The sequence below is a fragment of the Shinella sp. HZN7 genome, from assembly GCF_001652565.1.
Taxonomy (GTDB): domain Bacteria; phylum Pseudomonadota; class Alphaproteobacteria; order Rhizobiales; family Rhizobiaceae; genus Shinella; species Shinella granuli.
This window is the reverse complement of record NZ_CP015741.1, coordinates 113,662-140,416: the sequence shown is the minus strand read 5'-3', so window position 1 is coordinate 140,416 and position 26,755 is coordinate 113,662. Positions and strand designations below refer to the sequence as shown.

Below are 26,755 nucleotides of genomic sequence, written 5' to 3'. Positions count from 1 at the left end.
CCGATCTTCAGTAGCCCGTCAGTCCCTCTGTGCATGATTTCCTCCATCGACAACACAGCCCAGGAGAAGAAATCATGAGAAAGACATTGGCAGTGCTTGCATTGCTCGCGGTGCTTCCGGCAACGGCTGCGTTTGCTGGAGAGGCGTGCGACGTTCCGCCTCAGAAGAGGCAATCCTTCGAAGCTCTCGGGAAGCTTGCGGGCGACTTCGGATGGACCATCGACAAGATGAAGATCGACGATGGCTGCTACGAACTTCGGGTCACTGACACCAGCGGGAACGTCCTCAAGGTGAAGATCGATCCCGCAACGCTCGAGGTCGTCGATGGCAGCGTCAAGCGCTTCGGCGATGGCAGTACCATCGGTACGTCGCCGGAGACGGAATTGGACTAGCGATGGTTGCCTTGCGAGTAGGCTTAGCCTCGAAGCTGTCTATCTGTGGGTGACACCGGGTCGTCCGGCGGGCGAGCGATCTTGGTCTTGATCGCAGACCTGCCGGGATCCGGTGATCGCCCAATGGCCGTAGACCGTGTGGTTGGCGAGTGAGGTTCCAAAGGCCGGTTGTATCTTGAATTAGTCCTTTAGTTAGAATAATTCTAAACTGAACATTTTTCTGCGTTTTCCTTCCATCACGGAATGAGGTTGCGTCGACGCAGCATCATCCCGCTGCACACACAATCACTGCTCGGAGCACCATTCATGCGCGCCCTTCACAAGGAAAATCATCTCATCGAACGGATAGGCTGGCTTCGGGCGGCTGTACTGGGTGCCAATGACGGGTTGATCTCGACGTCGAGCCTGATCGTCGGTGTCGCCGCGGCGACCAACGCCTCGCATGAGATCCTTGTTGCCGGTGTTGCCGGTCTGGTGGCCGGGGCGATGTCGATGGCGGCGGGCGAATATGTGTCGGTCAGTTCGCAGGCCGATACCGAGGAAGCCGACATGGCGCGGGAACGGCACGAGCTGGCGACGCAGCCGGAGGCCGAGTTGGCCGAACTCGCGGCAATCTACGAGCAGCGCGGCGTGGCCCCAGAGCTGGCCCGGCAGGTCGCCGAACAGATGATGGCGAAGGATGCCTTCGAAGCCCATGCGCGGGATGAACTCGGATTGGCGAGCCATGTGATGGCAAGACCGGTTCAAGCTGCGCTGACCTCGGCGGTCACGTTTGCGGCGGGTGCGGCTTTGCCGTTGATCGTCGCCCTGCTTGCGCCGGCCGGAACGGCTGCATGGACCGTGTCCCTTGCTTGCCTCATCGGTCTTGCCATCCTCGGCGCAATCGGGGCACGGGCGGGCGGCGCCAGCATCTGGAAACCGACTATCCGGGTGGTGTTCTGGGGCGCTGTCGCGATGGCCTCGACCGCATTGATCGGCTCCGTGATCGGCCGGGCGGTGTGACGATGAAACGTCTGTCGCTCGATTTCCAGACCGTCATGTCGGCAATTGCGGTCCTCGGGATGATGCTGGCCGTCGCCGGGACCTGGCCGCCGGCGGAAGGCCTTTCCATTCTAAGATCTCCAGGTCTGGCGATGGTCTATTTGGCCGGAGGGCTTCCCGCCACCTGGAGCGCCCTGACGGCGTTGTGGCGCGATCATATCCTCGACATCGATCTTCTGATGGTCGTCGCGGCCGTGGCGGCGGCGATCGTCGGGGCGCCGTTCGAAGGCGCGGTGTTGCTGACGTTGTTCAGCGTGTCGACCACGCTTGAGCACCAGGCATTGGGACGCGCGCGCAGGGCTGTTGAGGCGCTCATGGCGCTCCGGCCGGAGACGGCTTTCCGCAAAGGAGAGGACGGGACCACGGTGGAGGTTCCTGCTGCGGAGCTTGCCGTCGGCGATGTGGTGGTGCTGCGTCCGGGCGCACGCGTGCCGACCGACGGTGTGATCCTGCATGGCCGTGGCGGAATCGACGAAGCCAATATCACCGGTGAGTCGATGCCGGTCTCCAAGGAACCGGGCGAGCAGGTTTTCGAGGCGACCGTCAATCTTGACGGGGTCCTTGACGTGACCGTCACCAGGACGGTCGGCGACAGCACGATCGCGCGCATGATCCAGCTCGTCACCGAGGCGCAGGAAGCGAAGGCGCCGTCCGAGCGCTTCAGCGCGTGGTTCGGCCAGCGTTATACGGTCGGTGTCCTGCTGGGCTCCGCTCTGGCCCTTGCGGTCTTCTATTGGCTTGGCCGCGACTGGGAACAGGCCCTCTACAAGGCCGCGACACTCCTGGTCGCCGCCAGTCCCTGCGCGATCGTCATCTCAGTCCCGGCAGCGATCCTGTCGGCGCTCTCCGCCGCGGCGCGAGGCGGCGTGCTGTTCAAGGGGGGCGGTGCGCTCGAAACGCTCGCCGCTGTCGATACCTTCGCGTTCGACAAGACCGGGACCCTGACCAATGGACGTGCAGAGGTTACGCGCATTGTCGCCCTGGATGGTGAGGATCGCCGTTTCCTTTCGCTCCTTGCCGGGCTGGAAGCGCATTCCGAGCATCACATCGCTGCCGCCATCCGTCGTGAGGCCCTGGTTCATGGCGTTGAGCCGGTGGCGGTCGTGGACGTTACGTCGCATCCGAGCGCCGGCATCGTCGGCTACGATTCCTTCGGCCCGATATGGGCCGGCAACGCTCACCTCGTCGAGGACATGGGCGCCTCCGTCGATGATCCGGCGTTCCGTGAACTCGCCGACAGTTCTCAGACCGTGGTCTATCTTGGGCGCGGTGCGACCGTTCTGGGGGCGGTCAGTGTTGCGGACGAAGCAAGAGCCAGCTCAGCCCCGGCGCTGGCCGCGCTTCGCGCCGGTGGCGTCAACCGCATCGTGATGATGACCGGCGACCGCAGGCCGGTGGCCTTGCGCATCGGTACGGAACTTGGCCTTGCGCCCGGCGAGGTTCATGCCGAGATGCTGCCGCAGGACAAGGTGCTCCAGGTCGGCGACCTCGCGCGTGATGGCAAGGTCGCTTTCGTCGGCGATGGCGTCAACGATGCCGCCGCATTGGCTCGCGCCGACGTCGGCATCGCCATGGGCGCGGCGGGGTCGGACGTCGCACTGCAGGCCGCCGACGTCGCCCTGCTGTCGGAAGACATGAAGAAGCTGGCCGATGCGCACCGGCTTGCACGGCGGACGGCCGTCATCATCCGACAGAATCTCGTCCTCGCGATCGGCGCCATGCTGGTACTTGTGACCGGCGGCCTGTTCTTCGACCTGCCGCTTCCGCTCGCGGTGATCGGACACGAAGGCGGCACCGTTCTGGTCGTGCTGAATGGCCTACGCCTCCTGTCGGACCGAATCCGCGCCACCGACGGCTATCTCCACCATTCTCGTCAATATGAGTTCCAGGATCAAACGGGCAGCACGTCCGGATCGCGGGCGACCTCGCCCACCACACCATGATTGGACCCAGTGCTGATTGGGCGGCAGCCGGACCTTCCCTGTCCTAAAAACCGCAAAGGGACACCGATGCTGACTTTGACATCGCTCGGCGCGCCACCGCATCCTTATCGACTGCGGGCTGTTCCAGGGGCTCAAGAACCTGCGCGAGCTTAACTGGGAGAAGCTTCCGGTTCAGCCTGCGGCGATCGGCGCGGTCATCCTGACGCAGGCCCATCTCGACCGTTCCGGATAGTCGCCGGCATCGGATAACACATGCCTCGTCTCACTTGCGCCAGATCAAGAACGTTCCTTTGCCAATGGTGTATCAGGGGGGGAAATGAAGGATCGGATCGTGGTCAAGGCACAAGAACTACCCTCAAGTTTCCACCACGTGCGGTTGGTTCTCGCTCGCGGCAAAGACCATCCGGAGGGAGATCGGGAAGAAGGCTATGATCTTCTGGTTCCGCTCAACCACGAAGGATTCCTTGATCCGCTGGAATGGAAGAAATCTCGCGACGCCTGTCGCGTCCGATATTTTCGGGACGGTAAGACGGCCCGCATCGGGCTGTTGCGGCGCAAGCCCGGCGGGCAGTGGTATTTCGATTACGAGCCGGGTGATCGGGACGACGAGATCGGTTTCCGCCTGGGCGAGGAGTGCTTCCGTCTTGGCGAATACATCTCGGTCGGGCGGGAAGGCGCGTTTGTCACCTATCAGGTCGCGCGCGTCGAAAAGCCCTGACGCCGGGGCGAAATTGCAGAAAAGGAGAAAGAACCTTGTCGAATACACCTCACACTCTTGGCGACGAATTCCCAGACCAGATGGACGCCATTCATGCCCTGAAGGCGAAAAGCCCGGAGTTTGCGCATGTTTTGACGGAATATGACGCGGTGAACGACAAGATTCATCGGTCCGAGACACGTCTCGACGCCATTTCCGAAGCAGCCGAGGCCGATCTGCGCCGCCAGCGGCTGATGTTAAAAGACAAGATCGTGGCATCGCTCCGCAACGCGTGAGGGGACTGCGAGGCCGCGTTTTGCTGCCCCGCTTGCATTACCCGATTTCGGGGAGATCAGCGACACCACTCTCCCCGAAACCATCGCTTACAGCCGACCAGACCGACCCATCAAGGCCCGAGTGTGGCCGCATGCCCGGCCGCAATCTCCCCCTCAATTCACGAACGGCCAAGATACAGAGACGCTGCCATGCCGGCCGCAAGGCCGAGCACGCTAAGGGCGCTGACGGGCCCGCCGATCCTTGAGCCTCCGACCCATGCCGCCATCACGGCTTTGACAAGTGTATTCATGGCCACGGCGATCAGGATCGCATCTGCCGCAAGACCGGGCTCGATCGAATGCGACGCCAGGCGGGCCATGGAGATCGAAATCGCATCCACATCGGCGATGCCCGAAGCGGCGGCGGTCACCAGAACGCCCGCATTCCCGAACGACTGCTGAAGCAGATGCGACACCACCATGACCACGGTGATGAGTGTCCCCATTTTCAGGGCAGGCGCCAATTCCAGCGGGTTGGTGATCGTAAGTTCCGGCTGTTCGGAGGAGCCGCGACTTTGTAGCAGCAGGAGCCCGGCGCCGATGGCGAGCACGCCACCGCCGATGAGCAATGGCCATTTGAGATGCGGAAGCAAGCTTGGGTTCAAGGCCGTCGCCACGACTGCAACGCGGATGATCATGGTCAAGCCGGAAAGAAGCACGCCACAGGAAAGCAGCGTGCTGGACTCGGGGTGCCGGCGGGCAAGCCTTGCCAGCGTCAAGGTCGTCGCTGTCGAAGAGGCGAGCCCGCCCGCGATCGCCGTCATCAGGACGCCAAGCCGGTCCCCGAACACGCGGACGGCGACGTAGCCGGCGAAGGAGACCGCGGCGATCAGGATGGTCAGCAACCAGATCTCATATGGATTGACGGTGCCCCAGGGATCGACCGGCCTGTTCGGCAGGATCGGCAGCATGAGAAAGGTCATTGCCAGAAGCGTCAGGCCCGACCGGATCTCATTCCAGCTCAGCGACGCGACCCAACGATGCAACGGCTCGCGCAGGGCAAGCAGCACAGCCGTGGCAACAGCCCCGGCGATGGCGGCTGCAAGGTCGCCGACGACGGCAAGCGTTCCCAGCAGGAACGTGGCTATGCCGGCGACGACGGATGTCGCGCTGTAATTTCGCTCGGCCCGCGCTTCGAGCCAGTGGTAGGAGGCGAATGCCGCGGTGAACCCGAGGAAAACAAGACCGATCACGAGGCCAGAGTCGAACTGCCGGGCCAGGGCGCCGGTAATGCCGCCGGTGAGACCGGTCAGCGCGAACGTTCGTAGACCTGCCGCGCGCAGATGGTCTTCCTCGTTGCGGGTACGCCATCCACGCTCCAGGCCGATCAGCAGACCGATCGAAAGCGATACCGCAAGGCGGCTGAGCAGGGCGTCAGTTGTCGCGTGGCACTTAATCGTAAGAATGCGGATGTTTGGATCTCGTTTGGCATTTAATCTGAGAACTTCGTCAAGTGCCGTTGCAAATCAGTTGCAGGTATGGGCTATCCCGAGTTGGCCTGGACGAGCTGCCAAGTTGTTGAAGAAACGAGGTATTCCAAACCTCTATTTCCGCCGCAGCGATTGCGAAATCATCAAAGTTCATCTCGACGTCGTGGCCCGCTGTTTCTCAAGTTAGATGCCATATTCCATGCGACATTCTCAGATTAACTGCCGTGTATCAAATTAGGTGCCGCGCTATCTAATTGAAAATGTTGAGGCAGATTCTTGCGGTTAACTGCCAAACGACAAGTGGATCGCGGTCGGATGACGTGATTTCGAGCTTATTCGCTTGCGCTGCGACTGGGCAGCGCATCGATCGCAATCGAATGCTTTGATTGCCTAGCGATTGAAAAAACTGCTGATCTCGGCGACTTGTGACCGCTTGCCGTAGACGCAGGTCATAAGACGCTCTGTCGTGGCTCCGTTTTCGACGCCGGAGAGCAGCGCAAAACCGTAGGATTCGGAACCGTAAGGATCCACCTGGATGCTCTTCACCTTCATCACCCCGCCTGCCGCGGCGAGGCACGCATTCTCAACGTCCTGCTGGAATTCCGCCCACGCATCGCCGCTCGAAGCCTGCGCATAAGGGGCGGTGGACAGAGACGCTAGTAATGAGCAGGCAAAAATGGCCATACGGCCGTGAGGCCGTCTGAAAAAGAATGACATAGTGTACTCCCCCCGAAAATTGCGAAAGCCGGAAGACTCTTGCGTGACGTTCACGCAAAAGGCGTCTTGAAAAAAGCTGGTTCTACAAATGAGAAAAGGTTCCCCCCTTCGCCTCACACGCCGACACTACCAGTCGACTTGTGAACCGGCAATGAACACAACTCCCTGTTCTCATCACATTTCAGTCAGCCTGACGGAACTGCTGCGGGAAATAAGAAGCTCTAAGATCGCAAAAGGCCATTTGACCTTTGATATGGGGGCGGATGCGGTCATGAAGGTCGCCCGTGCTATGTTGCAGGTGTTTGTTCCGCCAGTTCCAAGTCCGGACAGTCCGCCACCGGCCCCCATGCGGACATTCCAAATGGACCGGATGCACGATCTGGCTCGCTTTTCTGCCGGCTTGGATCCGAAGATATGGCGGGTCCTCGGTCCATGTCCCTTCAAGGCGAAAAGCTGAACTTGGGTGAGCGTGATGCCCACAACACCGACCATGGATCCGAGCTCCAAAATCCAGGTCGCCGCGCGAACCCACTAGATTGAAGAATTTGCGCGGACCAAATGCATTTATTTGCTGACTTCATCCCATGTAGGGCAGGTTCGCTGGTCGAGCGGGATTGACCACGCGGCGACGTTGCTCTTTTCGATCAACGTCGAGGGGATGACTATCTCGTCCGGGGCACGCCGGGCGTGGGGCCAGAGAAATAGGTTTAAGAGGTGAGGGCGGAGGCTGAGGCTCACACTCGATGATCATTTCTGTTCACGCAAAGTCGCATAATATTGCAAACTGTTCTGTACAGAGGCGGGCCCTGAACCGAAATGCGACTATTGGAATCGATGGCGGAAAAACTGCCACCGAACTGTTAAGGCCAGCTAGGAGTTTGCCCGAATAGTGTTCATTCTAGGTTCACATCATGGCCTTTAGTCATATCCGCATTGGCGGCGATCTTCTCTGACCAGAATTGGGGCGCACTTTTTCATTAGGAGTTTTTTTATTAGCTACCCCGCCACTCTACGCCGTCTCCACGTTCGCGTTCGATCCTAATCGCCAGAACTAGCGATTATTCGTCTTTGTACGGCGGTCTTATCGCCAAATGCGCACAAACAATCCATACACTCTTTTGTGCAAGATCGGACCAGTAGGAAGACCGGCTTGCGAGTATCCAAAGGAAAAAGCCATGGAAGTTTCTTTAAAATTGTTAGCCGGCCGGACAGCCGTTCTCGCCTGTTCCCTTATCGCCTGTGTGTCAGCGGTAGATCAAGTTCAAGCGTCAAGCGATGACGCGTGGGAGGAATTTCGACAGGAAGTCAAAGAAGCGTGTGTCAATTTGCTTAAAGACGACCTGCTGGTCAGAAACATCCAAGTGGATCCCTACGGCTCCGAATCCTATGGTTTCGCCATCATGATCGGCATCGAGCCAGGAACGGCGAATGAGCGTCTTGTCGCCTGTGCCTACGACAAACAGTCGAAATCAGCCGAAGTGAGCGGCTATTTTGATAAGTGAGCAAGCTGGGGTCGGCTTGTTGGCGAAGGCCTTGGCGGCAAAACGCAACGATTGATCGACCGGTCTCACGGTTGGAGGCTAATCGTTCGTCGCCGCTGTCGGCTACTTGCTCGGTTCGCTGGCGCTCTCGCTGTACGAAGAGTGTTCCTCAACGGGCAGGCGGCTCTAGCACTCGGATTGAAGGGATAATGAATGTTGGCGCGAGGCAGGCTCAACCTCCGGGGATTACAGGTTTTCGAGGCAGTAGCGCGCCACCGGTCGGTTACTCTGGCAGCAATTGAACTCGGCATCACTCAAAGCGCAGCAAGTCACCAACTGCGTCGCCTCAGCGACCGAGTGGGTGAGGACTTGTTGAAGCGTCAGGGACGAGGCTTCGAACTCACGCCGGCCGGAAGTCGCTTGGCCGCATCCCTCGATCAAGCATTCAGTATCATCGAGGAAACAGGTGCTGCGGGCGATGGCAATCGACAAGTGGTGCGAGTTGGCACCTACTCATCATTCGCCAACGGCTGGTTGATCCCCGCCCTGAGCCCGTTTCTCGCCTCGCACCCAGAATTGGAACTTCGTCTCGTCATGCTTTACGATCCGCACGAGGTATCGAGCCGTATCGCGGACGTGTTCATTACATCGGAACCCACTGCCATCGGGTACAGTGCTGTTCGCCTTTTCGCAGAGAAGCTTGTTCCCGTCGCCGCTATGACGTGTGAAGGCGAATTCCAGACACATCATCCGCTTATTACCAACGAAGTGGCACCGGCTCTCGCTGGCCGGGACTGGGAGGCATTCTGGGCCCTCAATGATTGGGCGCCCACCGAACGCCAACCGATGATTTGTTGCTCCCACTATGTCTTGGCGCTGGAGATGGTTCGCCAAAGCTTGGGCATCGGCCTTCTGCCCGATTATCTGATCCAGCCGATGATCGATCGCGGCGAATTAAGGAGACTGCCCGGCAAGCCCTTGCCGACAGGGCAGTCTTATCAGGTTCAAGTGAAGCAGGATCGCCGTCAAGACCCCAGTATCAGCCGCTTCGTTTCTTGGCTTCGGGCGGAACTTCGTCACGCGCCTTTCACTCGGCTTGCATAGCCGCGGCGATCACAACTATTTTATGACGGTCCAATCTCGCTATGCGTATCGAGCCACAAGGTGACGCCAAAGGCATCGCTGATGCCACCTCCAAAATTTCGGTCGTCTTCTGAGATGACCCTGCACTCACTGACCCGGTTCTACGAAGTAATCTCGGTTCCCAGGGCACAGCCTTGAGTGGTGCGGGGGCATAGGCCCGGGTGAGCAGTTCGTCGAGCCGGATTTGCGGATAGCCGGCGACGATGCGGGGCGATGACATCTGAGAGGTAGGTGTACGGGGCGATGTCGTTCAGTTTCGCGGTTTCTATGAGCGGGGCGATCGTCGCCAATTTCTCTCCACCGCGGTCAGAACGGGCGAAGAACGCGTTCTTCCGATTGAGGGCGGTTGGCCGACCGCGGCCGTCAGGGCGTTATTGGCGGCAAGCCGATCCGCACCACGGTGCAGGACAAGACTGCGCTATATCAACGAGTCCATGTGAATCCGGTCTTCCATGCTCGGGCTCTCGGATTTCACCTACGGTGCGCCTCGCCCCTGTCGGGAAGGCATATGACTGGAATGCAAAGAGAAAGCAGGATGGGAAGAATTGCCTACCCTCTGATGTAAGCTCGCATGAGTTTTAGTCATGAGGCGGCTCCACAACTCATTTGACACCCAGATGCCCATGCTTAATTCTTGTCATCGAAGGGACAATTGCTTCAAGATTGAGAGGAAAATTAAAGTGCATATCAAGTTTCGAGCAGTGGCAATTTCAATGATCTTGGCAACGGTGCCTTCGCTTGCTGTAGCGCAGTCCGCGCCGGCGGGGACCTGCCAGTTCTTCTCAGACCCCAATTACGGAGGTCAAGGCGGGCAATATCCAAGCGGCCAGGGGAGCTACCTGATGCAGCAGTCGGATGTGCCGGAGGCGTTGGCAAAGTCCAACACGCTTTCCAGCTATAAAATGTTCAACAGTCCGGAGCTCGCTGGCGTTCTTTCTTCGGTGAAAGTTGGCGCCGGCTGCTTGGCTGGTTGGGCGAGGCCGGTTGACGGCCAATACCGGTTTAAAGAAACCAGACAAGACCTCCCCAACTTTACTGACACCAACGACCAGGCGGTTGCAGTCTACTGCATTTGCAAGTGAGTTCTCCATTTGCGATTGGAGGGTGGGCATTCATGCTCACCCTCGGTCCTGCACTCGACCAGCGACCCAGGAATCCCGATCAAATCGCTTCAATTTCTCAGCGTCTGTTCGAATCGTGTCGATGCCCCCGCACGCCGCCGGACTTATTCTAAGCAGACGCGTGCAAAGCACTTAGAGTCGGTCCGAAAAGTTATTCATTTTGAACAGAGGCTTCGCAGCATTAGGCGGATAGACGCCAGTTTGAGGACGGCGAACAGGACAGTTCGCGGCTCCGTTGTGCCCATTTCAAATCTTCTTCTTCACGTGCCTTTACCAAAGGCGGCACCTGCGGTTTGGAGCAGAATATTTTGATCCCATTTGGCGGCCGAGCCTAGCCGTTGGGCTTCGGCCTTGCCTTCCCCTTCATACGCACAGTGACGATCTTCGGGCTGTCGCCGCTTCGTTCCACGTCCACGATGCCGGAAGCCTCGACCAGGTCGGTGAGACGGGCAAAACCATAGTTGCGCGCATCAAAGTCCGGCGATTGTTTCGCCAAATGGGCGCCAACGCGCGCCAGGTTGGCACGGCCGTCTTCATCGGCCGACGCCGTTACGGCATTCTCAAGCATCTTCAATGCGGCAGCGTCGAGCTTCGGTTTTGCCGGCGCCTTGATTGGGGATGCCTTGGTGTCCTTGGTTTTCGCTACAGCAGACGGTTGCGGATCGCGGCGCGGAGCCTCGGGTTCGACCGAGTTGGCGTTGAGGACATCGAAATAGACAAACTTGTCGCAAGCCGTGATGAAAGGGCGCGGGGTTTTGCGTTCGCCGAAACCGTAGACGGTGACGCCCTGTTCGCGGATGCGTGACGCGAGCCTGGCGAAATCGCTATCGCTGGAAACGATGCAAAATGCGGAAAACCGGCCGGTATAGAGCAGGTCCATCGCGTCGATGATCATTGCGCCGTCCGTGGCGTTTTTTCCCGTCGTGTAGGCAAATTGTTGGACCGGTTGGATGGAATGCTCCAGCAGGCACTCTTTCCAGCCGTTGAGGTTGGGCTTGGTCCAGTCCCCATAGATGCGCTTGACGCTGGCGGTGCCATAGGTGGCGATCTCCGCCAACAGCCCACTGACGATTTTCGGGGAGGCATTGTCGCCGTCGATGAGGAGAGCCAACGTGTCTGATGTGCCGGTCATCTGTCAAACCCTTTGTTGCAGGCTCCCTTTTGCCCTAGACAAGCAGGTTCCGCCACTTGGATCTTGGAAACACGGTCCTTTCGGGGTCACCGAAAGGTATATTCTCTCTCAACATTAGGCAATTACATCGACAACGGAGGGGGTGCGTCAACGATACGTGGTCCCCCCAATTTCGCCGCTGCGCAACGAAATCGGCGCCCCCACGCCCCGTAGGCCGCCTTCGGCGGTCATTGACCCAAACTCTCCATTGTCGGTCCGGCACCTTTGTTTTCATTCAAAGGAGCTGACGATGACCACTTACGACCACATCAACGAACTGCGCTCTGAACTTGCAGCGTCCATCGACAAGGCCGAGCGCCAGCAGATCGCAGCCGAGCTGGCGTCAGCCGAAGCGAAGCTTGCCGAAGAGGATGCTGCTTTCGAAGCGCTGATCAGCGACGAGCCGCTCCATTAGGGCGGCTTATCACTCATGGTCTAGACCTCACCTTGCCAGCGCGACTGGCAGCTCCTTTATATTGGTCGTGTAACGCGGCGATCGGCGGTCAAACTTCGCTTGCCAGTCACGCTTGATTCCGGCCGAGGCAGGGATGAGCGATCCTCGCCCGAACTTGCCGTTGACCGCATCCAGCGCTGTCATCAGCCGTTCCGACTGGTCACGGTCCCGCGCATCGAACAGAGGCCGCGGCTGTGACGCCGCCCGCACCAGATCATTCATGATGATGCCGGCCTTTGCGTAGCGATGGCCGTCCCTGAAGATCTTGCGCGCTCCGCACTGAGCAGCCCGGATCAGGTCAAAAGTATCGTTCGAAGCCTCGGGAAAATGGACTGTCGTTTGAGCCGAGTGCGGTTTGTCCTTTTGGTTGAAGCGCGATGTGTGCATGAAAACCGCCATATGTGTCGCCTCAAGGCCATGCCGACGCAGCTTCTCCCCTGCCCTCATCGCATAGGCCGCCACTGCCTCGAGCATTCCGGCAAGATCCGTGACTGGCGCTCCAAAGGATCGGGTTACGGCGCAGCCCTTCCGTTGTGGCGGCACGTCTTCAAGCGGCAGGCATGAAATGCCCTGCAGCTCCAGAACCGTCCTCTCGCCCACCACGCTCAGGAGATTGCGGGCAAGCCGCGCATCAACACGCGCTAGGTCGCCGGCTGTCTCAATACCCAGGCCGAATAGTTTTCGCTCTGATGCCAAACCGACGCCCCAAACCTCCCCAACCTCGATGCGATCGAGCCAGCTTTGCCGAATGGCTGCGTCCGTCAGATCGCAGACGCCGCCAAGCTCAGGGTTCTTCTTGGCAATGTGGTTTGCGAACTTCGCCAGCGTCTTTGTCGGGCCGATGCCGACACAGGTCGGGATCCCCGTCCATTGTTGGACTGTGGAGCGCAGATCGCGGCCGAAGGTGGCGCGATCTGCTGGCCGGATATCGGTCATATCCAGAAAGCTCTCGTCGATCGAATAAACCTCAACATCCGGAGACCATTGCCGATAGATCGCGTTCAGCCTGGCGCTCATGTCGCCATACAGTGTGTAATTGCTGGAGTAGACCGCCACGCCGTTGTCGCGACAGAGGTCACGGATCTTGAAATAGGGTTCTCCCATGCCAATGCCGAGCGCCTTGGCCTCCGCCGTTCTGGCAACTGCACAACCGTCATTGTTGGACAGGACAATCACCGGACGCTTTGCAATGGAAGGGTCAAAAACGCGCTCGCACGAGCAATAGAACGAGTTGCCGTCAATCAGTGCGAAGGAGGTCATCCCTTTCTCCTCGGCCGCAGCCAATGAACGTTGCAGAGTGCCACGCCCCAGATCTCGACTTCTGCAATCTCCGGAAGGTCGAACAGCGGCATGTCCGAATTCTCGAACATCAGCCGCGGGCGACTACCCGTCATGCGCAGCCGCTTCAACGACCGCTCGCCATGAACGGTCGCTACGACAATATCGCCGTCGACCGGGCGCAGGCTGCGGTCGACCACGATTAAATCTCCGTGGAAGATTCCTGCGTCTCGCATCGAATTTCCGTCGACCTTCCACAAGAATGTCGCCGGCGGGTTCCGGATCAGGAGCTTTGTGAGGTCAATCGATTCTTCGATGTAGTCATCCGCGGGTGACGGAAAGCCGGCGCATAACCCGTGGAGCATGAGAGGCACATAGACTTCTGCCTCGATTTTCAGGCCGGCGAGCATTTCAAACTGGTCCTTTCGTGATACGGGATGAAAGGAACAAACAGGGAACGCATGGGCCGCTAAAAGTCAAGATGGAACATGACGCGAGCCTAATCTGCAGATTTGCACCTAACGCGAGTGTCTGCGTGGTGTTAGCTTTTTGAGGCGTTGTCACAATGAAGAGGAATGAGGATCGCCATGACTGACGAAGTGGAACACCTGTCAAATACGCTGATGTGGACCGTCGGCATGATCACTCAAGCTGGGCCAGATGACCTCAAACGTGTGGCAAAGGCCTATCGAGAAGCGCAGGATCTGGTTTCACAGATTCCAAAGACCGAGGAAGGCGCACGGCCTCGCATCGTCGCATGCTTCCATCGGTCGGACGAGTATCGCGCTGCAGACGATATCGCCTGCGTGGGATGGATCCTAACGGCGATCCAGGAGCGCGTGAACGAAGGCGATCTACGAGACTGGAGGAAATTGCGAATAGTCGTGAAGCAGATGGTAAAGCTGCTGCCGGAGCCGACGCGCTCGCTTCACTGAATATTTGGTGTATCGAGAAGATGTTCAAAGCCCTCCCAGGTGGCCTTGTCGTCCACCCAATGACGTTGAAGCTCTTTCCATTTGTGGTCGGCCAGAACCCGCATTTTTGCGATCAGCTCCAGGAGATGGCGCGAGAAAAGCAAGTCGTCCAGTTGGTCGATTTTGAATATGATGCCGCCCTCCGGGTCATATGAGACTTTGAGCAGCTGATTGTCCGCATCGAGGACGAACATGGACACTTCTGGTTCGCCATCCTCGTTTTTGGTTACGATCAGTGTATCGACTGCGTAGCCGCCGGTTGCCTTTTGCAGTGCCTGGTCAAAAGCATTGGTCATAGGGATCACCTTTTCTGTCACTGTCGAATCTAGCGGAACGGATTTGGCGGGGGAAGTCGGTCCCGGCTTCCGCTTCGCGGCGCTATGCTAAGCCTCCTGCGGCTTCCCTTTATCCGTCAAAACCGTGTCGAGAATTCCCGCTTTCCCGCCCTTTAAGGAGGGGCGGCGCTATGCTGAAAGCTCCGATGTTCTTCATTGTCTTCCTCGGATCTCGGACTGGCGCCGATTGATCCGAGCGATGTCTTCGCCAGACGGGCCGGAAAGGACGCCGCATGAGCGCCGGCTGTTCGCCAAAGGCAGCCGGCGCGCGGCGGAAACCAGAGCCAACCCACTGAGTGCAAGTTATGGCGCGGCTTTCGCCGCGCCATTCCCTTTCTGCTTCCTGATCGTCCGGGGCTCCATGGCAAGCACAAGGTCATGCACCATCTTCAAGGCCGTTTCGTCGAGCTTCTGCAGGTGGCCGACCGTTTCTTCCATCAGCTTGTTTCTCTCTGCTTCCTGTGAGTTGCCTTCGGATTGAGGGGGCCGTTCTTTGACGAAAGAATCGAAGAACTCTTCCGGGGTGATATCCAGGACTTCGAACACGTGGAGCAGGCGTCCGACTGTCATCAAGGAGGAGGCGTTTTCGTAGCGGGCGTAGGTAGCCTCCTTAACCCCTAGCAGCATAGCGACTTTGGCTTGCGCAATTTGTCTGTCGGTTCGCAGGTCACGCAGCCTCTGAGCGACAAGCAGGTCCAGTTGCCTGAGATCGATGATCTTTCCGTCGAGCCGCTTGCGATAAACGGGACAGTCTTTGTCCGGGTCGTCAACGCATTCAAGTCCGAGATAGCTTACCCACTGCTCGAGTCCGAAACCTGCCATTGCCACCAACCACACTGGAATTTCATCGTTGTTCCTCCGGGACAATTAAAGATGGTGCCTCGAAAGTCTACCCTGGATGGCTGCTTTGGCGCATCGCTTGGCGACCCCGTTCTATGCCTTCGGCACGGAGCCAGCAGGCGCTGTCTCCGCCCATTCTGGTAACGATCGGTTGCGCTGCGGCTTCGCCTTCAATCACATGCATCTTGGGCAAAAATCGGTTCGGAACATTTACAGCTTTCCGCAATCGACCCATATTGCCCGCTTATCAGGTCAGGTCGTGGCAGATCTCTAGCCCTTTTCTGTCATGTGCCTACGGAGGCCGCCCTGCCTCGTATTGGGGCGGCCTTTCCCCTCCCCTACTGCTCTTCACAATAATCAGCATCAGGATGATTTGTCCGGTCTAAGTCACGATGAAGCAGTGACGCCGGAGGCGTCCTGTCTGTCTCTTTGATGAGGGAAAGAGGAGCGCCGCCCCCTCTCCCTCACAAGGGGAAAAACGGTCTCCCCGTCCTTCCTTCGCGCAGCCTTGAGGCCGCGCTTTCGTGCAGGATCGCCACTGACGCGACGCCCCTTCGGCTTTGCCTCGGGCGGGCGAAACCCCTCCGTTTTTATCCCCTTGCCACCCTCTCCCCCGCTGCTCCGCGCGAACTCGGGAACAGGAGCGGGGCTCCTGCCCACGAGGGCATGAGAAGACCGCTTCGCGGAATTGGAGAAAGGGTGAGAACTATGACCACAACCGCAACCGTTTACCTGCTGGACCCGGAAGCCGGGACCATTCAAGCCGCTGAGGTCGCAGCACCGAGCGCGTTCTCTCAGACCTACGGGCTGATTGGATGCCAGCTTGTCGAGGTGGTGCCATTCGACACGAACCACGTTCTTATCGTCGATGAGGAGGGTTTGCGCGATGGCTTGACCGCCTTCACTGTCTTTGACGGCTACCCGCAGCCCTTGGCCGGAAAGATCGTTCTTGCCGGTCTGGACGGCTCGCATGTGCTGCCGCCGCAGATCAGCATCGAGGAGGCGACGACCCGCCTGAGCGTCTGCAAGCCCGTTCTTGATCCGGTATTTGCCAAGGCGGACGAGCATTCTTCCCATGGGGTTATTCTAGGCGGCGCTTTGATCGGGTTCCAGACCCGCATCACCCGCACCCACCCGACCGTTATGGCGGGAGTGGTCCGATGATCATCGCTGTTGTCGAGGACCGCACCCTGTCCATTCTCGCCGGAACCTTTGCCGCGACCATCGCGGCGAAGGACATCGAATATAGCTTCCATGCCCTCACACATTTTCCGGAGCGGCGCACCCTGTCCGAACTGGAGGGGCTGGCAGAGCGCCTGAACGGCTTTGCCGCCTACATGGGGGAGCTGTGGGAGCAAGCAAAACTGCCCCTGCCGGATGCTGAACTAGAGGCCTTTGCCCGCCGTCATGTCGAGATCACCGCCAAGTATTGGGCAGCGGAAGGTCGTTGCATGAACTGGTTCATCACCGGACCTGCGCGTTTTCCCGTCGCCCGCAATGAAAAGCGGATGCGAGTTTCAGACGCCCGCCGTGCTGACATCTCAGCCCATATCGCGACTGCGAAAAAGGCAGTGAAGCGCAAGGCGTTTCCCCACGGGACCGATGACGAGCCGATCCGAGCCAGTGATCCGGCCGCCATGCAGCGCATCGCGTCGCGGATCGAAGATCTGGCACTGTCCATCGACCGGATGAAACGGGCGAATGTCATCATTTGTCGGATGGAGAAGGATCAGGCGAGCGAAGCCGACATTCTGGCCCGTGTGGTGGCAGAAACCGGCATGGACGAGGAGAGGGCATCGCGTGGCGTTACCCTTGCCCCGTGGCAGAACCGACGCGGCTTTTCCACCACCAACAGCCGCGCCGAACTGCGTCGCATGCAAACCCGCCTCGCTTCGCTTGCTGCAATGAAGAAGCGCGGCGACCGCGCCGAGGACGTTGAGACGGAGGCAGGAGCCGTCACGGTCAAGGAAAATACCGACTTGGCCCGCATTCAGTTGCTGTTTCCCGGCAAGCCGGACGAACAGACGCGGCGTACCCTGAAATCTCACGGGTTCCGCTGGTCCCCATCGCAAGGAGCGTGGCAGCGCAACTTGAACGCGGCCGGACGCTATGCGGCCAAGTGCGTCTTGAAATCGATCAGCGGCGACAGCGCCGCTTGATCAGCCCCGGAAAACAGAGGATCCCCACGTGAATGAGGAGATTTTTACAGTCATGGAGTTTTCCGGCCGAGGCGACGCCATGTTCGGCGGCAGTGCCGCCGACTGGAGCCTATATACCCAAGAAGACGGCTCAAACGCTTTCATGAGTACAGCCGACGCGCAGCGCCGCCAGCTGGTGAAAGCCTATTTCCCGACCAAGAAGGAGGCAAGTGAGGCCGGAGAGGCAGCCAGTCAGCGCAAGGGCCTGATTTCGGCCTTGCCTGTTCGGCGCGTTGACGAGATCCCCTATGCGCAATTGCGCTGGATTGTCGGAAACATGCACGTTGGGACCAGCGATGACGACTTGAAAGCCGACATCAAGGGACGCGCGAAGTCGGGCATGACAGAGAATCCCGACCTTCTGGCGCAGGCGTGCGCCTATGCACTGGCAAGCCACCGAGCCAATCAGGGCTTGGTTGCCCATTTCCGGCTGTAGGAGGCGAAGCATGAAAAGCAACGGCCAGCGCCGAAGCGTTGAGGTCTTTGACACGCCCTCCGGTTTAGGAGGGAGCCACACGGTTGAGGTTGTCGAGGACCTTGGAAACAATAAGGTCAGGGTGCGCGTCTGGTATGGACGCGCCATCGCGACAGGTTGGGAAGCGTGGAAGGATTGGGACGGCTACAGCTTTGAGACCGACCGCGCCAGCCTCACCAACAAGCGGTCAATGCCGCTGTTCAAATAGGACCTGGGCCGCATTTCGATGCGGCCCGACATCAGGAGGACACCATTGAGCCGCTACACCGTGACCGTGAAAACCGACGAAGAGACCGACGAATATGCACTGTGGTTCGGGACGCTTCTTGAGCAGCACCCAAGCCTTGAATCGATCATCGAGAGCGCGCGCCGGTTTGGCTATGAGATCGAAGGGCTGTCACAGGATGCCATCGTCGCCATGACAAAGGAAGCAGGAACGCCGCCGCCAAGCCTTGGCGAGCGGTTAGGGCTGGTACGCTGACAATTGTTGGATGCATTTTTGCGGGGCTGGTTCGGAAGAACTGGCCCCGTAGCCATTTTGGCAGTTGCGAACCTGGCCGCATCGAGCGGGCTGCGGTCCGCCCGAAGGGAGCCCATGCCCCTCCCCTCGGCTCCCCTCCCGCCCGATTGCTGCCGCTGAAGCGAGGCCGGGATCGGAACGTCAGGGGCGTCCACGAGCGCCAGAGTTCTCAGAAATCGACTTCAGCTCTTGGATAGATAATGAGCTCCTGGTCGCGATCACATAACCGGCCAGATAGGTCAGCTTCAGATATGCTTCACCGTCGCCTTTTGGCTCATAATTGATGATTGCCAGGCGGCTCGCCTTCGCCTTTTTCCCCCCTTGAACTGCCGCTGAATGCTGATCGATCAGCTCACGAAGCGAGGGTTTTTCTCCTGTCGCACCAGCTGCGATCTCCGTTACCACTCTCCTGGACGTGGACAATGCCGGAGCCGTTTTGGTGCATCGAGCGGCAATTGCTTCACGGGACGAACGCGAACTGGATGACGACAGTAGCATGGCGGATGCCTCACTGATCTAGTTGCATTGGGGATCGTCTCAGACCATCAAATCGTCCACAACGCACGATAGGATACGAAACAAGACGAAATCTTGGGCTGTAAGTCATTGGAAAAAAACGGTAAGATTTTTGTTCCACCGCCGGCGGATGGAAGCGATTTCAAGGAACTGTTCAAGAAAATGGCTGCTGCGGGTGCCGGACGCCCCTTGGGTGAAGACGGTTTTCCCCAAGGCCCGTGGACGCCGGAGCTACTGGCGGATGCCATCTCAAAGATCGACGCCAACCGTGTCGGAGTGGATCTTCGCACCGTCCAGCTCTGGTTTCAGGAGAATGACAAAGGCATCAGCCCGGCCAACATTCGCTGGCTGGCACGCATCTTCGGTTGCGACGATCGCGAGGCGACGAATGATTGGCTGAATGAGCTCAGCTCGGCCCAAGCGCGCCTGACCGCCAGGCGGCGAGATCAAAAGAAGACCGGTGGCTCGACTGCGACTGCCCTGCGTGTGCCTGACACGTCAGCGCCAGAAAAAAACCAGGTTCCTCTAACGCCCGTCGTCTCGGTGGACCTTCAAACCATGCCAGCGGAGCGGCCAAGGGGTTTGGCAATCAAGACCGAGGCGATTTTCTCGCATGGATCACATCTGAACTTGCCGGCCTGGATCTTCGCCGGTTCGTCCGCCCTCGGGTTCCTCTCTTACATTTTGGGGATCCACAGCATCACCTATGTGCGCTCGGATGGTATCGAGAAGCAGGTTGGCTTTCTCTGGGCACCGAACTGGACCTTCCTGTTCATGGTGCTGTTGCCACTGTTTTTCGCCGTCGTCATCGAGCTTCTGGGTTTCTGGAAGCATGATGGCCGCCTCAGGCTACTGGCGGAGGCTGATCGTGTAAGAAGCAGCGACGCCTGGACGCTACATTTGCAGGCCAACTCACAGACCTATTGGGCAGTTTTCCTGATCTGCATATTATTCGCGGGCGTGGTGCAATGGATCGGCGTGCAGCTTATCCCTCTGCTTGAGCAAGCGCAGGATTTTGCCCCAAGCTGGGGGACGATCGGTATCATCAGGCCGGATATCCTATCGACGCCGGCGGCAATCGTATTTACCGCCCTTGCCTATCTCTACATGTCCACAAGCTTCTACCTGCTGTTCGCTGGCCTGATCCTGCTGCATACGATCATCCATGATCTATGGAAGCTTAAACGCGTAGCTGAACTCCTTGGCGAGCAGAGAGCCTGGCCGGACACCAGTGAAATCGGTCTGCGGATCATGCGCGGGGTCTTCAGATGTTCCGTGCTCGTCGTCCTTGCTGCCATCTGCATGAAGGCACAAAGTGCCTATCTTGCATCGCAGGGCCCGGATTTCGTGACATGGCTGGTCCGCGATGTCTGGGCTGCGCTGGCAGATTACGACGATGGAGATAGGACCTTCGATTACATCATGCCCACTCACTACAGCAGCTTGCTCGTCGTGCTTTCGACCTGCAGCGTCTTTGTGTATGGAGTAATTCGCCTGGGGGATGATCGGCAGCTTCGTTCCCCCCTGTGGAAAATGTCTGCGGTGATCGGTTTGCTTTTCGTCTCATACATGTTGATCGACGCGTTCGATGGCTTCTCTGTTTTGCTGATCGTTACCGCGCTCATTGCGACCTATGGTCTATTCGATCCGGCGTTTGAGTCAGCTTGGCGTGCCCGCGAGATAAGAGGCGACAGCCATGTTTCATAATTGGCTGGATCGTTGGGACGAGGGTCGCGCACAGCGCGGCGAAGAGGCCAAGAAGGTTACAGATTTCATTCTGGACTCCGATCGTGCATTTCCCGGCATGGGGGCGGCTGGAACGGTAGAGGAGTTTTGCGTTCTCGCGGAAACGGCCGCCGCTGATCCGGACTTTTTTGAGCCGCCTGATGCGAGCGATCATAGCTTCGAGCTGCGGGATGGCTGGCTGACATTCCCTTCAGACGTTGCAACCGATGTTGCTGAAAACAACATCGTGTGGGCCAAGATCACCGAGAGCGGAAAACGCGATCGGGCATTGGTGATCTTCCATCACTGGAACGCCAAGAGACGGAACCGCCAAATCGCTGGTTTCCTTTCGAGCAGAGGGATTACGGTCATCGAGATAGCGATGCCCTATCACTTCGAGCGGAGCCGGCCCGGCTCGCTCTACGCCGACTACATGCTCAGCGCCAATCTCGGCCGAACAGTCCAGGCCCTCAGGCAGGCGGTATGGGATGGGCGGAAGCTTATCCGCTGGCTGAAGTGTGAGGGCTATCAGGATGTTTCCGTTCTCGGCATGAGCCTTGGATCGTGGGTTGCCGGACTGGTAGCGGCGCATGAGCCCGCTGTTGCGCGGGCGTCTCTCTTCCTCACGGCAGGAAGTCTTGCGGAAATGGTATGGACCGGGCGCGCAACCCGATCGATCCGGAAGAGCCTCGAGCCGCATCTTACGCTTGCCCAGCTGCAAAGAGCGTGGGCGCCGCTCAATCTCGAAAACCATTCAGACAGGCTGGCGCGGCCAGGCCTCGAACTTCATGTCATACTGGCATCGAGGGACACGGTTGTTCTGCCGGACCTGTCAGAGCGCTTGCTACAACGGCTGGAAAGTGCCCGTGTCAGATTGAGCGTGATGCGGCTGAATTGCGGGCACTACTCTCTTGGGCGGCCACCCTACATCTTGGGAGCCGGATGGAGCCTGATGCGGTTTCTGTTGCGCAAGCGCGAGGCCGCCCAGGCTTAGGAGCGCTTGAGCGCCGCATCGAGCGGCACCCAACCGCAATGAGGGGAGCCCCCTTCGGCCCCTCCCCCCAAACTCCCCTTCCCCTTCACGACGGGCGCGCCCCGCAAGCGGGAAGGCTCACTGAGGCCTGTGGTCGTTTCCGGCTAGGAGCGCCGACATGAGCTCAACCACCGCTGCAGCATCACGGCGATGGAGATCCGACCTGGCGGCCGGATAACGATTTGCCGGTTGAAGGCAAAGGCGACGGCCGGGGCTACGAAGGCCGCGTTTTCAGGCCGCTCCTTAGCGGCCGTACGGAATCTAATGCTGCGCACGATACGTCAGGCCCTGCCTTGGCGTGCAACCCTAAAGGGTTCTCCTCTCCGCTTCGCTCCGTTGCGATCGCTGCGCGATGCACTCGGCGGTTCCAGCCGTATTCGAGCTTCGCGATTACGCACAACCACTAAGGAGGGACCTCTGATGAAAACGCTCGTAACCTTCTGCCAGAAAACCGGCCGTCGCCTTCGCCAGTTCATCAACCGGCAAATCGCGAAGTTGTCCTACAAAGGCCAACTTCGGTTCTCCATCGCCGTGATGCTTCCGCTCATCGCCAAGGTCGAGTTCAGCTATCAAGTCGAGCTCAACAGCAAGGCCGGAAACAACAACAAGCCTCAGTGAGGTACGGCCGCACCCTGCCCTGCAGGTGCGGCCTACCCGTCGTGATACCGAAACCCGCGGCCTTGCACGCGCCCGCAGGAAGCATATTTGCCGCAAGATGACAGATTTTCCAAAAGCGCCACCCGAAAAGGACGAAAGCCGCTACATCGCGTGTCAGATGGCGGTGGAGACCGTTTTGCAGGACCTGGTAGAGGATGCCATGCGCCGTGGTTGGGAGTATACGGAAGTCCTCTCCGCTATTACAGAGGTTGCTGACAACCTCATGCTGGCGGTGGCTGCAAATCGGGATCTAGACCTGCTTCTCGCTGCTCTGCGAAGAAAAATGCCCCCGCCCAATCTTGCCAGCTAGGCAGGGTTCGACGCGATCATGCTTGGTATCCAACACGAGGCGCGGCTGTTCAGGGGCGCGAGTTCTCAGGCGTTCGCTTCGCAGCGGCGCCTCAGGCTGAGGGCTGAATGACAATACAACGAGCGAAGTCAGCCTTCGCCCCGAAGGAGACATTCCGGGACAAATAGCTGCCAGGCGGCTACGCGCCTTCATGTCAGTCATTCAAGTCGCCTCGGCAATTTCCTGGAAGCTGCCGGTCCGCTTTTCGATGCGCCCTTTGCAGATGGGCTACTCCATACGCTTCCGGCATCTGAGGTTGAGCAGGGCATATGGCGTGCGCAGACTCGCGTCTATCATTTCAACGCGGCGGTCGGTGCTTGGGAGGTCGGATGTCAGCTCAATAACCATGGCAGCCACCATTGCGATTCCCTGACAGTTCGGATCGTTGGCTCCCCATCGACGAGGTCTTTATCCGCTGTGCACACCTGCCGCGTCGCCGGCTCGTGACCCGGCGTCTTGCCTATCGCCACGGTCTGGATGAACTGACGCAAGATATTGATGAAGGGCTGCGTCGTCTCGCTGTCCGCGTGCTCGCGAATGTATTAGCATACGGAGTTGAGGATCACTCCACGGCGCCGGACTACCTCCGCCTTCTGCTTGCTGGCCTTCTCCGCAAGATCCTCTTGCGCCGGTGATTACGACAGGTCACCGATTCAAGGCCGTTGCGACGCTCCTCGACGTCATCGAGTGTCTCATCGAGAGCGGTGAGGCGGGGGCGCCTTTAAGCGACACGGTCTTTGATCTTCTGGATGATGCTGCTCCGCCGCTGCTCGACCTTCTCTCGTTCTGTTCCCAGTTTCAGGGGCCGCGACGATGCGTTCTTCAGGAACGCGATCTCGCGGGTGATCACCTTCTCCGATACGCGGTCAAGTATGCCCGTGGAGAACAGGCCACGCGGATGCAGTTCCGCACGGGCTCTTCCAGATCCCAATGCTTGATGAAGTTCAATCCGGGATCGCCTGATGCAGGAGCCTTTAAGTATTGGAACGCTTGCGGCGAATTGTTCCCGTTTCTCGATGTGCATCAAACCGCTCGGGTGACGTAGCAATTGAGAATATATCGGCTAAAGTGAGATCACGGGGCGAAGCTGGAAGCGCTGGACGCTCTGTCTTATTGACGCGGTTGAACCTACCGTGGAATGTGTCGCATACTACCATCAAATTCTTCACGCGAAGGAACACGAACATGGTTACTGCCAACGTTGCAGCTCCCTCCACCGCCAGCGAGAAAGCATCCGGCAAGCTTGGCCTCGTGCCGCTTGTGGCTCTTGTCGTTGGCTCGATGATTGGCGGTGGCGTATTCAGCCTGCCGCAGAACATGGCCAAGGGCGCTTCTCCGGGGGCAGTCATCATCGGCTGGCTGATCACGGGCATAGGCATGCTTGCCTTGGCTTTCGTCTACCAGGGCTTGTCGACGCGCAAGCCGGCGCTCGATGCCGGCCCCTATTCCTATGCCCGCGCAGGTTTCGGCGACTTCATCGGCTTCAATAGCGCCTGGGGATACTGGCTTAGCGCCTGGATCGGAAACGTCTCCTATGTCGTCTTGATCTTCGGTGCCCTCAGCTATTTCTATCCTGCCTTCGGTGCCGAGGGGAATACGACCCAGGCGATCATCGGGGCATCGATTGTTCTTTGGGGCACCCATGCGCTTGTCCTGATGGGTATCCGGGAAGCTGCGATCATTAACGTGGTCACCACGACCGCCAAGCTGCTACCGATCCTGCTCTTCATCCTGCTGGTCGCGGTCGCGTTTAATCTCCCGAAATTCAGCGTCGACTTCTGGGGCGTGCAAACACCGGATCTGGGCAGCGTCATGGCGCAGGTCAAAAGCACCATGCTGGTGACGCTTTGGGTCTTCATCGGTATTGAAGGCGCCAGTGTCGTCTCGGGCCGCGCGGCCAAGCGCTCCGACATCGGCCGCGCCACGATCCTCGGCTTTATCATTGCCTTGGCTGCCTACCTGCTTGTCTCGCTTCTTTCCTTCGGCGTCATGAACCAGCCGGAACTGGCTGCCCTGCCGGCTGCGGCGTCCATGGCCAATGTGCTTGAACAGGCCGTCGGTCCTTGGGGCTCGGTCGTCGTGCGCATCGGGCTTGTCATCTCGGTCGCCGGCGCATTCCTGAGCTGGACCGTGTTTGCGGCCGAAATCCCTTATCGCGCGGCTAAAGAAGGCATGTTGCCGGCTGTGTTTGCAACCGAGAACAAGAATGGGTCGCCCGCCGGCTCGCTGTGGATCACGAATATCTTCGTGCAGATCTTCCTGATTGTCACGCTTTACGCAAACTCGACCTATCTCGCTTTGTTCTATATCGCCTCGACCGCCATTCTGGTGCCTTATGTGCTCTCCGGCGCCTATGCCTTCAAGCTGGCCCTCAGCGGTGAAGGCTACAGGGAAGGCGAGCGTCGTGGCCGCGACATGTTCACCGGTGCACTGGCGACCGTCTACGGCGTCTGGCTGATCTATGCGGCCGGTCCCAATTACCTGTTCATGTGCGCGCTGCTCTATGTCGTGGGCATTCCTGTCTATTGGTGGGCGCGGCATGCGCGCGGCGAGAAGGCCTTCTCCGGTATCGAAGCCCTCATCGGCCTCGGCATCGTGGTTGCGGCGGCCATTGCCGGCTATCTGATGTGGACCGGCGCGATCAGCGCCCTGTAACCGTCTCGAGCACAGGAACACTAAGATGAACGCTACTCCCCAACTTGGCGTCCATTCCGAAACCGGCAAGCTGCGGCAGGTGATCGTCTGCCGCCCCGGGCTCGCCCATCGACGCCTCACGCCCTCCAATTGCCAGGAACTGCTGTTCGACGACGTGTTCTGGGTCAAGCAGGCCCAGAAGGACCACGACGTCTTTTCCGGCCTGATGCGCGACGATGGCGTCGAGGTGCTCGACGTCAACGTGCTCTTGGCTGAAACGCTGGATCTGAAAGACGGCCGGGCCTGGGTACTGGACCAACGCGTCAACGCGGATCAGGTCGGCGTGGGCATGATGGAGGAACTGCGGGCCTGGATGGACGAGTTGCCCAGCGCCAAACTGGCCGAATATCTAATCGGCGGGCTGGCGGCGGATGATCTTCCGTTCAAGCCGACCGGCCTGTTCGGTAGCTATCTCGGCCATCACGGCCTGATCCTGCCGCCCTTGCCCAACGCGCTCTTCACCCGCGACAACTCGTGCTGGATCTACGGCGGCGTGACGGTCAACCCGATGTACTGGCCCGCCCGTCGGCCGGAAACGCTGCTCAATACCGCGATCTACAAGTTCCATCCGAAATTCGCCGGCAAGGTCGAGATCCATTGGGGGGACCCGACCAAGGAGCATGGGCTGGCGACTTTGGAAGGCGGCGACGTGATGCCGGTCGGCAACCGCACGGTGCTTGTGGGCATGGGGGAGCGCTCGTCGCCACAAGGAATTGGGCAACTCGCCGAGGCTCTGTTTGCCAAGGGTGTCGTCGACCGCGTGCTGGCGTTCCGCATTCCGAAGTCGCGCGCGGCCATGCATCTGGACACGGTCTTCACCCTGTGCGGCGGCGATGTGGTGACGACCTTCAAGGAGGTCGCGGACGAACTGGTCTGCTATGACATACGGCCGGGCGAAGGCAAGGCGCCGTTGTCGTTCCGCCACGACCCGCGCCCGATCTTCGACATCGTGGCCGAGGTCCTAGGTTACAAGAAACTACAAATCGTGCCCACCGGCGGCAATACCGACGAAGAGCGCGCGCGCGAGCAGTGGAACGACGGCAACAACGTGCTGGCGCTGCGTCCCGGCGTGGTGATCGGATACGATCGCAATGACGATACCAATGCCGCGCTGAAGGCCGTCGGCATCGAGGTTCTGGCCGTTCCAGGGGCCGAACTTGGCCGCGGTCGCGGCGGCGGACATTGCATGAGCTGCCCGACAATCCGCGATGCGATCTGATCTCAAGGGGTAAACAC

Annotated in this window: 30 protein-coding genes and 1 pseudogene; 22 read left to right on the top strand and 9 right to left on the bottom strand. The window is 59.1% G+C overall.

Annotation, left to right across the window (positions count from 1 at the left end; genetic code table 11):
- The first annotated feature begins 74 nt into the window (after positions 1 to 74).
- The 5 genes from shn_RS30785 to shn_RS30765 all read left to right on the top strand — a co-directional run bounded on the left by shn_RS30785 (position 75) and on the right by shn_RS30765 (position 4,369).
- Positions 75 to 392, top strand: coding sequence for a PepSY domain-containing protein (locus shn_RS30785; protein ID WP_023513022.1), 318 nt, complete (start codon positions 75 to 77; stop codon positions 390 to 392).
- A 306-nt stretch (positions 393 to 698) separates the two neighbouring features.
- Positions 699 to 1,394, top strand: a complete 696-nt coding sequence (locus shn_RS30780; RefSeq protein ID WP_023513021.1) for a VIT family protein — start codon at positions 699 to 701, stop codon at positions 1,392 to 1,394.
- Positions 1,395 to 1,396: 2 nt separating this feature from the next.
- The gene (locus shn_RS30775; RefSeq protein WP_023513020.1) at positions 1,397 to 3,376 is read left to right on the top strand and encodes a cation-translocating P-type ATPase; all 1,980 of its coding nucleotides are present in this window, start codon (positions 1,397 to 1,399) and stop codon (positions 3,374 to 3,376) included.
- A 316-nt stretch (positions 3,377 to 3,692) separates the two neighbouring features.
- Complete coding sequence (locus shn_RS30770) at positions 3,693 to 4,094, top strand: hypothetical protein (protein WP_023513019.1); 402 nt, start codon at positions 3,693 to 3,695, stop codon at positions 4,092 to 4,094.
- Between the two features lie 35 nt (positions 4,095 to 4,129).
- Positions 4,130 to 4,369 carry a YdcH family protein gene (locus shn_RS30765; RefSeq protein WP_023513018.1) on the top strand — a complete coding sequence of 80 codons (240 nt, stop codon included), beginning with the start codon at positions 4,130 to 4,132 and terminating at the stop codon, positions 4,367 to 4,369.
- 158 nt (positions 4,370 to 4,527) lie between these two features.
- Here the strand turns inward: shn_RS30765 and shn_RS30760 are convergent, their stop codons facing one another.
- Positions 4,528 to 5,778 carry an MgtC/SapB family protein gene (locus shn_RS30760; RefSeq protein WP_256388541.1) on the bottom strand — a complete coding sequence of 417 codons (1,251 nt, stop codon included), beginning with the start codon at positions 5,776 to 5,778 and terminating at the stop codon, positions 4,528 to 4,530.
- Between the two features lie 450 nt (positions 5,779 to 6,228).
- Positions 6,229 to 6,555, bottom strand: coding sequence for a hypothetical protein (locus shn_RS36105; RefSeq protein ID WP_145926117.1), 327 nt, complete (start codon positions 6,553 to 6,555; stop codon positions 6,229 to 6,231).
- A 1,175-nt stretch (positions 6,556 to 7,730) separates the two neighbouring features.
- On the opposite strand from shn_RS36105, the gene shn_RS36100 reads away from it, so the two are divergent.
- From shn_RS36100 to shn_RS30740, 4 genes and pseudogenes are all read left to right on the top strand, one after another.
- Positions 7,731 to 8,057, top strand: coding sequence for a hypothetical protein (locus shn_RS36100; protein WP_064334327.1), 327 nt, complete (start codon positions 7,731 to 7,733; stop codon positions 8,055 to 8,057).
- Between the two features lie 192 nt (positions 8,058 to 8,249).
- Positions 8,250 to 8,438: pseudogene (locus shn_RS37670) on the top strand (LysR family transcriptional regulator); the annotation flags it as partial.
- Between the two features lie 18 nt (positions 8,439 to 8,456).
- The gene (locus shn_RS30745; RefSeq protein ID WP_245337522.1) at positions 8,457 to 9,140 is read left to right on the top strand and encodes a LysR substrate-binding domain-containing protein; all 684 of its coding nucleotides are present in this window, start codon (positions 8,457 to 8,459) and stop codon (positions 9,138 to 9,140) included.
- 719 nt (positions 9,141 to 9,859) lie between these two features.
- The gene (locus shn_RS30740) at positions 9,860 to 10,261 is read left to right on the top strand and encodes a hypothetical protein (RefSeq protein WP_064334325.1); all 402 of its coding nucleotides are present in this window, start codon (positions 9,860 to 9,862) and stop codon (positions 10,259 to 10,261) included.
- Positions 10,262 to 10,631: 370 nt separating this feature from the next.
- On the opposite strand, the gene shn_RS30735 is transcribed toward shn_RS30740, so the two are convergent.
- Positions 10,632 to 11,432, bottom strand: coding sequence for an NYN domain-containing protein (locus tag shn_RS30735; protein WP_064334324.1), 801 nt, complete (start codon positions 11,430 to 11,432; stop codon positions 10,632 to 10,634).
- A 289-nt stretch (positions 11,433 to 11,721) separates the two neighbouring features.
- Between shn_RS30735 and shn_RS36670 the strand changes: the two genes are divergently transcribed.
- Positions 11,722 to 11,886: a hypothetical protein gene (locus shn_RS36670; protein ID WP_168169003.1), complete on the top strand. Its 165-nt coding sequence runs from the start codon at positions 11,722 to 11,724 to the stop codon at positions 11,884 to 11,886.
- A 27-nt stretch (positions 11,887 to 11,913) separates the two neighbouring features.
- Here the strand turns inward: shn_RS36670 and shn_RS30730 are convergent, their stop codons facing one another.
- Positions 11,914 to 13,185, bottom strand: coding sequence for a Y-family DNA polymerase (locus shn_RS30730; RefSeq protein WP_064334323.1), 1,272 nt, complete (start codon positions 13,183 to 13,185; stop codon positions 11,914 to 11,916).
- Positions 13,182 to 13,613 (bottom strand): LexA family transcriptional regulator, encoded by a 432-nt coding sequence (locus shn_RS30725; RefSeq protein ID WP_064334322.1) that lies wholly within the window; start codon positions 13,611 to 13,613, stop codon positions 13,182 to 13,184. Before shn_RS30725 ends, shn_RS30730 begins: the two co-directional genes overlap by 4 nt.
- 177 nt (positions 13,614 to 13,790) lie before the next feature.
- Between shn_RS30725 and shn_RS30720 the strand changes: the two genes are divergently transcribed.
- Complete coding sequence (locus tag shn_RS30720) at positions 13,791 to 14,138, top strand: hypothetical protein (protein ID WP_064334341.1); 348 nt, start codon at positions 13,791 to 13,793, stop codon at positions 14,136 to 14,138.
- Here the strand turns inward: shn_RS30720 and shn_RS30715 are convergent.
- Both shn_RS30715 and shn_RS30710 read right to left on the bottom strand, forming a co-directional pair.
- Complete coding sequence (locus tag shn_RS30715; RefSeq protein ID WP_064334321.1) at positions 14,132 to 14,473, bottom strand: hypothetical protein; 342 nt, start codon at positions 14,471 to 14,473, stop codon at positions 14,132 to 14,134. The genes shn_RS30720 and shn_RS30715 overlap by 7 nt on opposite strands.
- A 342-nt stretch (positions 14,474 to 14,815) precedes the next feature.
- Positions 14,816 to 15,334 (bottom strand): helix-turn-helix domain-containing protein, encoded by a 519-nt coding sequence (locus tag shn_RS30710; RefSeq protein WP_064334320.1) that lies wholly within the window; start codon positions 15,332 to 15,334, stop codon positions 14,816 to 14,818.
- Between the two features lie 726 nt (positions 15,335 to 16,060).
- Between shn_RS30710 and shn_RS30705 the strand changes: the two genes are divergently transcribed.
- From shn_RS30705 to shn_RS30685, 5 genes are read left to right on the top strand one after another with little or no spacing between them, the layout of a single operon-like run.
- Positions 16,061 to 16,516 carry a DUF3846 domain-containing protein gene (locus tag shn_RS30705; protein WP_064334319.1) on the top strand — a complete coding sequence of 152 codons (456 nt, stop codon included), beginning with the start codon at positions 16,061 to 16,063 and terminating at the stop codon, positions 16,514 to 16,516.
- Entirely contained in the window at positions 16,513 to 17,511 is a 999-nt protein-coding gene (locus tag shn_RS30700; protein WP_064334318.1) for a hypothetical protein, read from the top strand. The genes shn_RS30705 and shn_RS30700 overlap by 4 nt, the downstream gene beginning before the upstream one ends.
- A gap of 28 nt (positions 17,512 to 17,539) precedes the next feature.
- Positions 17,540 to 17,986 carry a hypothetical protein gene (locus tag shn_RS30695; protein ID WP_064334317.1) on the top strand — a complete coding sequence of 149 codons (447 nt, stop codon included), beginning with the start codon at positions 17,540 to 17,542 and terminating at the stop codon, positions 17,984 to 17,986.
- A gap of 10 nt (positions 17,987 to 17,996) precedes the next feature.
- The gene (locus shn_RS30690) at positions 17,997 to 18,233 is read left to right on the top strand and encodes a hypothetical protein (RefSeq protein WP_064334316.1); all 237 of its coding nucleotides are present in this window, start codon (positions 17,997 to 17,999) and stop codon (positions 18,231 to 18,233) included.
- Between the two features lie 45 nt (positions 18,234 to 18,278).
- Positions 18,279 to 18,506 carry a hypothetical protein gene (locus shn_RS30685; protein ID WP_064334315.1) on the top strand — a complete coding sequence of 76 codons (228 nt, stop codon included), beginning with the start codon at positions 18,279 to 18,281 and terminating at the stop codon, positions 18,504 to 18,506.
- Positions 18,507 to 18,686: 180 nt separating this feature from the next.
- On the opposite strand, the gene shn_RS36090 is transcribed toward shn_RS30685, so the two are convergent.
- On the bottom strand, positions 18,687 to 18,950 hold the full coding sequence (locus shn_RS36090) for a hypothetical protein (RefSeq protein WP_145926115.1): 264 nt from the start codon (positions 18,948 to 18,950) through the stop codon (positions 18,687 to 18,689).
- Between the two features lie 201 nt (positions 18,951 to 19,151).
- On the opposite strand from shn_RS36090, the gene shn_RS30680 reads away from it, so the two are divergent.
- From shn_RS30680 to shn_RS30665, 4 genes are all read left to right on the top strand, one after another.
- Positions 19,152 to 20,768: an RcgA family putative transporter gene (locus tag shn_RS30680; protein ID WP_064334314.1), complete on the top strand. Its 1,617-nt coding sequence runs from the start codon at positions 19,152 to 19,154 to the stop codon at positions 20,766 to 20,768.
- Entirely contained in the window at positions 20,758 to 21,780 is a 1,023-nt protein-coding gene (locus shn_RS30675) for an RcgR family putative quorum lactone hydrolase (RefSeq protein WP_064334313.1), read from the top strand. The genes shn_RS30680 and shn_RS30675 overlap by 11 nt, the downstream gene beginning before the upstream one ends.
- A 459-nt stretch (positions 21,781 to 22,239) precedes the next feature.
- The gene (locus tag shn_RS36665) at positions 22,240 to 22,437 is read left to right on the top strand and encodes a hypothetical protein (RefSeq protein ID WP_064334312.1); all 198 of its coding nucleotides are present in this window, start codon (positions 22,240 to 22,242) and stop codon (positions 22,435 to 22,437) included.
- 97 nt (positions 22,438 to 22,534) lie between these two features.
- On the top strand, positions 22,535 to 22,786 hold the full coding sequence (locus tag shn_RS30665; RefSeq protein WP_064334311.1) for a hypothetical protein: 252 nt from the start codon (positions 22,535 to 22,537) through the stop codon (positions 22,784 to 22,786).
- A gap of 760 nt (positions 22,787 to 23,546) precedes the next feature.
- On the opposite strand, the gene shn_RS36085 is transcribed toward shn_RS30665, so the two are convergent.
- Positions 23,547 to 23,849 carry a hypothetical protein gene (locus shn_RS36085; RefSeq protein ID WP_145926114.1) on the bottom strand — a complete coding sequence of 101 codons (303 nt, stop codon included), beginning with the start codon at positions 23,847 to 23,849 and terminating at the stop codon, positions 23,547 to 23,549.
- A gap of 161 nt (positions 23,850 to 24,010) precedes the next feature.
- On the opposite strand from shn_RS36085, the gene arcD reads away from it, so the two are divergent.
- Together arcD and shn_RS30650 are read left to right on the top strand one after the other, a co-directional pair.
- Complete coding sequence (gene arcD, locus shn_RS30655) at positions 24,011 to 25,480, top strand: arginine-ornithine antiporter (RefSeq protein WP_064334309.1); 1,470 nt, start codon at positions 24,011 to 24,013, stop codon at positions 25,478 to 25,480.
- Positions 25,481 to 25,505: 25 nt separating this feature from the next.
- Positions 25,506 to 26,738: an arginine deiminase gene (locus shn_RS30650; protein ID WP_064334308.1), complete on the top strand. Its 1,233-nt coding sequence runs from the start codon at positions 25,506 to 25,508 to the stop codon at positions 26,736 to 26,738.
- Positions 26,739 to 26,755: the final 17 nt, after the last annotated feature.